Annotated in this window: 7 protein-coding genes and 2 pseudogenes; 3 read left to right on the top strand and 6 right to left on the bottom strand. The window is 69.6% G+C overall.

The window, feature by feature from the left end; translation table 11 throughout:
• On the bottom strand, positions 1-989 hold a 989-nt coding region (locus ACFP2V_RS27580; RefSeq protein WP_381217925.1), incomplete at its 3' end, for a recombinase family protein.
• Here ACFP2V_RS27580 and ACFP2V_RS27575 point away from each other — a divergent pair.
• Positions 882-1,952 carry a group II intron maturase-specific domain-containing protein gene (locus ACFP2V_RS27575; protein ID WP_381217923.1) on the top strand — a complete coding sequence of 357 codons (1,071 nt, stop codon included), beginning with the start codon at positions 882-884 and terminating at the stop codon, positions 1,950-1,952. The two genes, ACFP2V_RS27580 and ACFP2V_RS27575, sit on opposite strands and share 108 nt — an antisense overlap.
• A 352-nt stretch (positions 1,953-2,304) precedes the next feature.
• A pseudogene (locus ACFP2V_RS27570) lies at positions 2,305-3,017 on the top strand (IS6 family transposase).
• A gap of 333 nt (positions 3,018-3,350) precedes the next feature.
• On the opposite strand, the gene ACFP2V_RS27565 reads toward ACFP2V_RS27570, so the two are convergent.
• The 5 genes from ACFP2V_RS27565 to ACFP2V_RS27545 all read right to left on the bottom strand — a co-directional run bounded on the left by ACFP2V_RS27565 (position 3,351) and on the right by ACFP2V_RS27545 (position 6,822).
• On the bottom strand, positions 3,351-3,737 hold the full coding sequence (locus tag ACFP2V_RS27565; RefSeq protein WP_381217921.1) for a fic family toxin-antitoxin system, toxin component: 387 nt from the start codon (positions 3,735-3,737) through the stop codon (positions 3,351-3,353).
• Positions 3,734-4,030 (bottom strand): type II toxin -antitoxin system TacA 1-like antitoxin, encoded by a 297-nt coding sequence (locus tag ACFP2V_RS27560; protein WP_381217919.1) that lies wholly within the window; start codon positions 4,028-4,030, stop codon positions 3,734-3,736. Before ACFP2V_RS27560 ends, ACFP2V_RS27565 begins: the two co-directional genes overlap by 4 nt.
• A 142-nt stretch (positions 4,031-4,172) precedes the next feature.
• Positions 4,173-4,712 carry a GNAT family N-acetyltransferase gene (locus ACFP2V_RS27555; protein ID WP_381217917.1) on the bottom strand — a complete coding sequence of 180 codons (540 nt, stop codon included), beginning with the start codon at positions 4,710-4,712 and terminating at the stop codon, positions 4,173-4,175.
• 776 nt (positions 4,713-5,488) lie between these two features.
• Positions 5,489-6,121, bottom strand: coding sequence for a hypothetical protein (locus ACFP2V_RS27550; RefSeq protein ID WP_381217915.1), 633 nt, complete (start codon positions 6,119-6,121; stop codon positions 5,489-5,491).
• Between the two features lie 50 nt (positions 6,122-6,171).
• Positions 6,172-6,822 (bottom strand): hypothetical protein, encoded by a 651-nt coding sequence (locus ACFP2V_RS27545; protein ID WP_381217913.1) that lies wholly within the window; start codon positions 6,820-6,822, stop codon positions 6,172-6,174.
• 127 nt (positions 6,823-6,949) lie between these two features.
• On the opposite strand from ACFP2V_RS27545, the pseudogene ACFP2V_RS27540 reads away from it, so the two are divergent.
• Positions 6,950-7,267, top strand: a pseudogene (locus ACFP2V_RS27540) (DDE-type integrase/transposase/recombinase); the annotation flags it as partial.
• Between the last annotated feature and the right edge of the window lie 121 nt (positions 7,268-7,388).

The following is a 7,388-nucleotide window of genomic DNA, read 5'->3' as shown; positions in this document are numbered from 1 at the left end:
CGGTAGTAGCCGTAGCCGCAGACCGCGCAGGCGGCCAGGCCCTGGAGCAGGGAGGGGACCTTGCTGTTGCGGGCGGCGAACTTCTTGTTGTCTTCCAGCCGTTGCGCGGCCCGTTCGAAGGTGACGCGGGAGATGATCGCAGGGACGGGGATGGCGATCCACTCCTGGTGGGGCTGCTCCACGGCCTTGACCGCGCGTGGAGTGGTGCGGCCTTCCAGCCGGGCCCGGCGGTTGAGCCCCGCGCTCTCGTGGACGATCTTCGTCTTGCCGAAGACAGCGGTGCCCGCATAGGCGGGGTTGCGCAGCATGCCCCACACCACGCTGCGGTCCCAGCGCCTCTTGCCGGTCCGGGTGGGGGTGCCGGACCCGGTCAGCCAGCGGGTCAGCCCGGCGATGGAGACGCCGTCGTCGGTGTAGCGGCGGAACAGCTCGGCCACGATCGCCGCCTCACTCTCGACGATCTCGTAAGTGGCCCCGCACTCGGGGGTCTTGCGCCGGTAGCGGTAGCCGAACGGGGCCCCGCCGAGGACGTTGACCGACCCGGCGCGGGCCCGGTAGGCCTTGCCGCGCCGGTAGCGCTCCATCAGCTGGGCCTTCTCGTACTCGGCGAACATGCCCTGGAACTGGATGAGCAGCTGGTCCTCGGGGCTGTCGCCGCGTGGGCCCTTGACGAACTCCACCCGGGTGCCGACGCGGGCGAACTCCTCGATCAGCAGAGCCTGGTAGGCGAACTTGCGGGCGAGCCGGTCCGGCGCGTAGCACAGCACCACATCCACCGCGGCCTGCGCGACCAGGTCCCGCAGCCGCTCCAGCCCGGGGCGCACCAGGGTCGCCCCGGAGTGCCCCTCGTCCTCAAAGATCCACTCCTCGGGCAGGTCACAATGCAGCCGGGCGGCGTGCGCGCGGAGCGCCGCGGTCTGCGATCCGATCGTCCGGTCCTTCTTCTGCCCGGCCGAGGAGACCCGGGCGTAGATCGCCGCGCTCGTCATGGTGCGGCGCTCCTTCCTGGCCGGCCCGCCGCAGGCGGGCCCGCCGCTGGGGTACCAGGAGGGCGTAGGCCGCCGAGAGGTCCTCGGCCGCCAGGCGGTCGAAGACGCACTCGGTCTCGACCCGTGCCCTGTTCATCGCCGTACTCGCCGGGCTGTCGCCCCGGCCCCCCGCAGAGGGCTGTGGCCGCCGGCACCAAGACCACTGGCCATGGACCGACCGTACCGCCGGCCACCTCAGCCGCCCCCGACCCGCTGCGGCCGCTCCAGCCGCCGGTAACTCAGCGTGACATCGAAACAGAAGTTGCCCACTGCGTTGGGGGCGTGATATCACCGTTGCTCGCGAACATCGCCCTGCACGTCCTCGACGAGGCGTGGCAGAGCGAAGGGACGCGCCTCGGAGTGCTGGTGAGGTACTGCGACGACTTCGTGGTCCTGTGTCCGACCGAAGAACGCGCCCTTCAGGCGCGGGAACTGGCCGGAACCGTGCTGGCCGACCTCGGGCTGCAACTGCACCCGGACAAGACCGGCATCGTCCACCTCGTCAGAGGCGGACAGGGCTTCGTTTTCCTCGGATTTCACCACCAGAAGGTGGAGTCGTGGCGTCGCCGCGGCAGGTTCTACTTGCAGCGATGGCCATCCCAAAGGGCGATGCAGGTGTTGCGTGACAAGATCCGCGCAGCAACAGACCGTCGCCACGTGGGACGGCCGCTATCGGCCGTGGTCGCTGACCTCAACCCTGTACTTCGGGGCTGGGCGGCGTACTTCCGCAACGGCAACTCCGCCGGGAAGTTCTCCACGATCGACAGCTACGTCCATGAGCGGCTCGCGATCTTCGACAATCGCAAGCGCGGCATCCCGGGCAGACGGTGGGGCAAGCGCCACGACGGCGCGTGGTTCACCCGACTCGGAGTGTTCCGCCTGTCTGGGAACGTGCGCAGGGTGGCGGTGCATGCCAGCCGGTGAACGATGTCGGTAAGCCGTGTGCGCGAGAAGCGCATGCACGGTTTGACGGGCGGGGGCTGGAAACGGAGCCCTCACGGGCCACCGCGCCAGTCCCCGACCCTACTGAAAATCCCCTCCACCTGGCCCTGGGCCACAGCGATCATCCGCTCCTTCGAACGGATCCTCGCCCTGCCCCACCCCACCTGACCGGCACGAATCACCTCATCGAACGCCGAGAGGAGAATCCCGCAAGCTCCGGGCCCGTGGAACCCGGCGTCATCCGGCACGTCAGCCGACGCGCGCCCCTAACCGGAACCGCCCCCGGACAGGAATCAACGCGACATCACGGACGCAAGATCAACCGGCCGTCGCCGTGAAACAACGAGGCCAGGGGCACCGGTACCCGGTGGAGATCATCTCCCACTGCGTGTGGTTGTACCACCGCTTCCCGCTGTCGTTCCGCGAGGTCGAGGAGCTGATGCTTGAGCGCGGTGTCGTCGTCTCCTATGAGACGGTCCGCCGCTGGTGTGCGAAGTTCGGGCAGGTCTACGCCGGCGCGCTGCGCCGCCGACATGCGAGGCCGGGCGACAAGTGGCACCTGGACGAGGTCTTCCTCAAGATCAACGGAGAGCAGAAGTACCTGTGGCGGGCCGTCGACGCCGACGGCACCGTGCTCGACATCCTCGTACAGAGCCGGCGGGACACCGCCGCCGCCAGACGCTTCTTCCGCAGGCTGCTGAAGAGGACCGGTGCGGGGCCGCGGGTGGTCGTCACGGACAAGCTCCGCTCCTACGGCGCGGCCCACCGCGAGGTCATGCCCTCCGTCGAGCACCGTTCCCACCAGGGTCTGAACAACCGGGCGGAGAACAGTCACCAGCCCACCCGGCAGCGCGAGAGCGCGCCATGAAGGGCTTCCGCAGCGTGGGCGCCGCGCAGCGGTTCCTGGCCGCGTTCAGCGGCATCTCACCCCACTTCCGGCCCCGCCGCCACCTGATGACCGCCACCCACTTCCGCACCGAGATGACCGTCCGCTTCACCCTCTGGGACCAGATCACCGGCGCCGCCGGCCGGCCCGCCGAGGCCTGAGCACCGGCCCGGAACCCGGCCCCCGCCACGCCCCGACGCGCCGTCAGAGACCCACACCCTCAACAACGTGACAGCGCCCTCGGCCGCATGCTGCCCGGGCGCCTCGTCCGCTGCCACAGCCGCTCCGCCTCCCTGCCCTGCGGCCCAGGTGCGCCTGGCGGTCCCGGACGCCAGCCGGGGGGCAGAGACAGGCTCATCGGCCGCCGAGAATTCAGCAAGCTAGGCGCCCGCCCAGCGGGACGGCCTCAGATGACGCCGCAAAAGGATGGCCGACGAGTCTGCCAGACAGCCCGCCAAGCGGAGCCACCACGCTGCGCGCAGGAGCGTCTCGTCTCAGGCGGCGGTCCACTCGCGGAGCAGGCGAGCGATGCGGGCAACCCCCAGCGTCCCGTCAGCGATGTCGCGCACCAGCACGACGGCGGCCTTGGGCGGGTAGTCGAGGCGGCAGTCGTTGAGGGCGAGGTATGCCTCGGTCGCATGCCAAGCGAAGGGCTCGTTGGAGTGCTCCAGACAAGGCAGCTTCGCCAGGGTCTGCAGCAGCGCCGCAGCCTTCAGATGCACCGAACCGTAGACGTCGCGCTCCATGGCCCGGGCATTGGTCCGGGCCACAGCGGCATACAGCGGTCCCAGGTCGTCGACCTGCGGATCACCGGGCAGGAGCTCGGCGGCGTGCAGCAGAAAGGACACATCGAGCGGGTGGAACGGTCCGGACTGACTCACGCCGCCTGGCCCCGTCCCTGCTGCTCCAGCTCCGCCAGGGCCTGCCGCTCGGCCGCGCGCTGCTCCGGGGTTGGGTCCATGCCGCCGGTTTCGGCCGCGAACGCGGCGCCGCTGCGGGCCATGGAGTCGCCGAAGGCGTCCAGGAACCGTCGCTCCACGGCGGTAGCGCGCTCGTAGGCGGCGGACAGGATGTACTCCTGCATGCTCACCCCTGCCTGCTGTGCGGCGGCCGCGATCGCGGCCCGCTGCTCAGGGTCAGGGAAGCGCAGGTTCATCGCGGTCTTCTCTCTCATGGCCCCTACGGTACCAGTGGTACCGCTTGCGGGTAGAGGGCACCGGTCACAAGCCAGTGGCCCCGAGCAGCCGTCGTCGCAGCCACACCGAGGCCGACGACCGATCGGTGGCCTCGTGGAGCCGCGCTGTCGAGCAACGAGCTCAACCGGATGGCGTAACCGGGGACCACACGCCGAACCACTGCTCGGCGCCGTAGGCCTCGAACCGCTCTACCTCAATGAACCCCAGCTTCGCCGCGAGGCGCATCGAGCCGACGTTGGCGCTCTGGGTGGTGAGCACCACCGGTTCGCCGGGAAGCGCGCCGGCGAACCAGTCGAGTGCCGCCGCGCACGCCTCGGCGGCGTACCCGTGTCCCCACGCCCGCGGCAGGAACAGGTAGCCGAGGTCGGCCTTCCCCGCGGCAGCCGGGCGACGGTGCCCCGTTGCTCTCCTGAGCAGGATCTGGCCGATCATCGCCCCGTCGGGAGCAACGACGAAACTCCCCGGCCACCGCTCGGGCGCCCCGGGCATCTCGCGCTCGAGCTCGTCCCGCGGGCGGGGGCCACCGAGGTAGGTGTGCACCTCTGGCGAGGCCAGCAGCTCGATGAACGCCGCACGGTCCCGGGCCCCGGGCTCACGGAGCACGAGCCGCTCGGTCCTGATCGGGGCAGGTGGCCAGGCGACGGGCCCAAGCTCAGTCATGCCGGGCAAGCTATCGCAGCCCGCCGGACGGGAGCCTCAGATTCCGGAACAAAGATCAACCGCTTCCCGGACCGTCGGACTCGGTCCAATGAGGCGAGTTGCAGAACACCTGCTGATGCCCGCGCCGACGCTCGAAACCCCGGGGCTACGGATCGACTGGGACCGGCCGGACCTGCCGCTTCCGAACCAAGGCGAGGAACCTGCCCCGTGCCCCCCGGCTGGGTCCGGCATCTACCAGCGCTGCTCGACCCTCCCGGAGGCCCAACGAGTGTGGCGGCCACGCGGGCCCGCTACGGCACCGTCCTGACCTTCAGCCCCGGTGGCTGGGACTCCTCCGCGTACGAGTACTTCACCGTGCCCGCCGGAAGTGAACCGCCGGAGCTGTCCCTCGGCGCCGGACACCGACGACAGTGTCGGCCACAGGTGAAGTCCTGGACACGCCACCCGCGCACACGCATGAGACAGCGGCGCGCCCGCCCCAGGGCGGATGCTTCGCTGCCCCGCCGCGCGAAGCCGCAGGTGCCCGCCGTACAGGCCATGCCCACGTTCCGGCACCGCGTCATCGCCCGCGAGCCGGTCGTGGCGATCGACGCCACCGCGTCCCACCCCGGCCGTCCGGTCGAACCCGATACCGCGTACATCCTCGTACCTGACGCCTGCGGGCCGGCCACCTTCACCCCGAACTCTTCCGCAGCCACGACCTGGCGCTGTGAACCACAGCGCCCCCATTCCTTCCGTCACGGCGGGGGAGTGGGGGCGCTTCGTCGTGTCCGACGTCAGTCGGCGATCTCGCCCTCGAACTCGGGGAAGTCGAGGTCGAAGTTCTCGCTGTTCCGCTGCACCGTGACCACGATCTTCCGCCCGTACTTCGTCTCGAGGACGTTGTCGTCGGTTTTCGTCGCCGCCACACCCGGCGCGAGACGCCCCTCGAGCGGCTGCGACCCCTTCTCGAACATCGTGAACGCGGCCTCGCCGCCGTTCGTCGCACCCTCCACGATGACCGACAGATCGTCGAGGCCCACCGCTGACTTGCCGCCGTTCTCCAGCTTCAGCGTCACCCGGAAGTCCGTACCGCCAGGCTCCGCCGACTCCAGCAGTTCCGGGTCGTAGTCAGTGAACACCCGCGCATCGACGGCCGTGACCTTCAGCCCGTCCGGCCACGTGTACGACTCCCCGAACTTCAGGCCCGTCACCTGCCCCTCGGTGCCGTCACCGCCAGTGCCGGCCTCGTCGGGGCAGAGCTCCATCCACTCGGCCTGGTCGAGCGTCTGGTCGGTGCAGTCAACGGTGTCTGACTTGGACGCTCCCGGCTTCGGCTTGGATGCCGTGTCGGAACTGCTGCCCCCGCCGCATGCGGTGAGTGCGGTCAGGAGCAGGGCGGCCGTGGCCGCAGTAACGCGAACGCGCATGGGTCCCCCAGGTTGAACATCGGAATGCTGCCGGTCAGGGATTGCCGCCCCTACGGGCAGCTCTCCTCGAACTTGACCGCGGTGAGCTCCACCGGCTGCCCGTCCAGGGCCGTACCCGCGGCCGGCGTCTGGGAACAGACCTGCCAGTTGGACTCCATCAACACCATCCGGTCATCGGCCGACGCATCGGTCACCGTGATCGACGTGCTCGAGTCCAGGGCCCCGCGGGCCGCCTTTACCGACTCCCCCCTGAAGTCCGGCATCTTTCCGCCGGCAGCAGAGGGCGGCGCCTCATCCTTCGCAGGGCAGGACTCCTCGAGCTTCACTGTGCCGAAGTCCAGCTCTGTGTCCGTCGACGACGATGTGCCAGCCTTGATGTTCTGGCTGCAGACCTTCCAGTTCCGGTCGAAGACCTGCATACGGTCCCGGCCGAGCGCGTCGTGCGAAGTGAGGCCGTAGAAGCCGACCTCCTGCGCCTTGTCCTGTGCCGACTGCAGGCCCATGCCGACGAAGTCCGGCACGGTCGCCTTCTCAGTTTCGTCCGCCTTGGCGTCGTCGGCCGGCGTGCTGCTCGAGGAAGCCGGGGGCGCCGTGGACGGGGCGCTGACATCGCTCGCGTGCTTGTCGTCGGCCGGCTGGCAGGCAGTGACGCTACCGACGACGGCGCAGAGCAGAGCAGCGGTGATGATGCGGATTCGCACAGATTCCCCCGAGTGATGTCAGTACAGGCGGATCACGGTAGAGCACTTGTGGGGGAGTCGTGTGCATGGGTTATCAGGCTGTGACGAAGCGGCTACCACGGCTCGTTCGGCAACGCGCGAATGGGTGCTGATCACCGACAAGCTCCGTAGCTCCGCTGCCGCCCACCGAGAGGTCATGTTTTTGGTCGAGCACCGCTCACACCAGGGCCTCAGCAACCGGACCGAGAACAGTCACCAGCCCACCCACCGACGCGAACGCGCGATGAAGGGCTTCCGCAGCGTCGTCGGGGCCCGGCGGTTCCTGGCCGCGTTCAGCGGCATCTCACCCCACTCCCGGCCCCGCCGCCACCTGCTGACCGCCTCGAACTACCGCGCCGAGATGACCGTCCGCTTCGCCGTCTGGGACCAGATCACCGGCGCCACCGCCCTGCCTGCCGCGGCCTGAGCACGAAAGCCGGAACCCGGCCCCACCACACCCGACACACCATCAGGTACTCACACACTCAACAACGTGATGCGATGAAGGAGCGGGGCCTCCCGCTCCGGCCGGGTGCGGACGATGCTCG

It is taken from the genome of Streptomyces incanus (assembly GCF_042656345.1).
Classification (GTDB): Bacteria; Actinomycetota; Actinomycetes; order Streptomycetales; family Streptomycetaceae; genus Streptomyces; species Streptomyces incanus.
The sequence above is the reverse complement of the archived record's forward strand: the minus strand, read 5'-3'. Positions and strand labels throughout refer to the sequence as shown.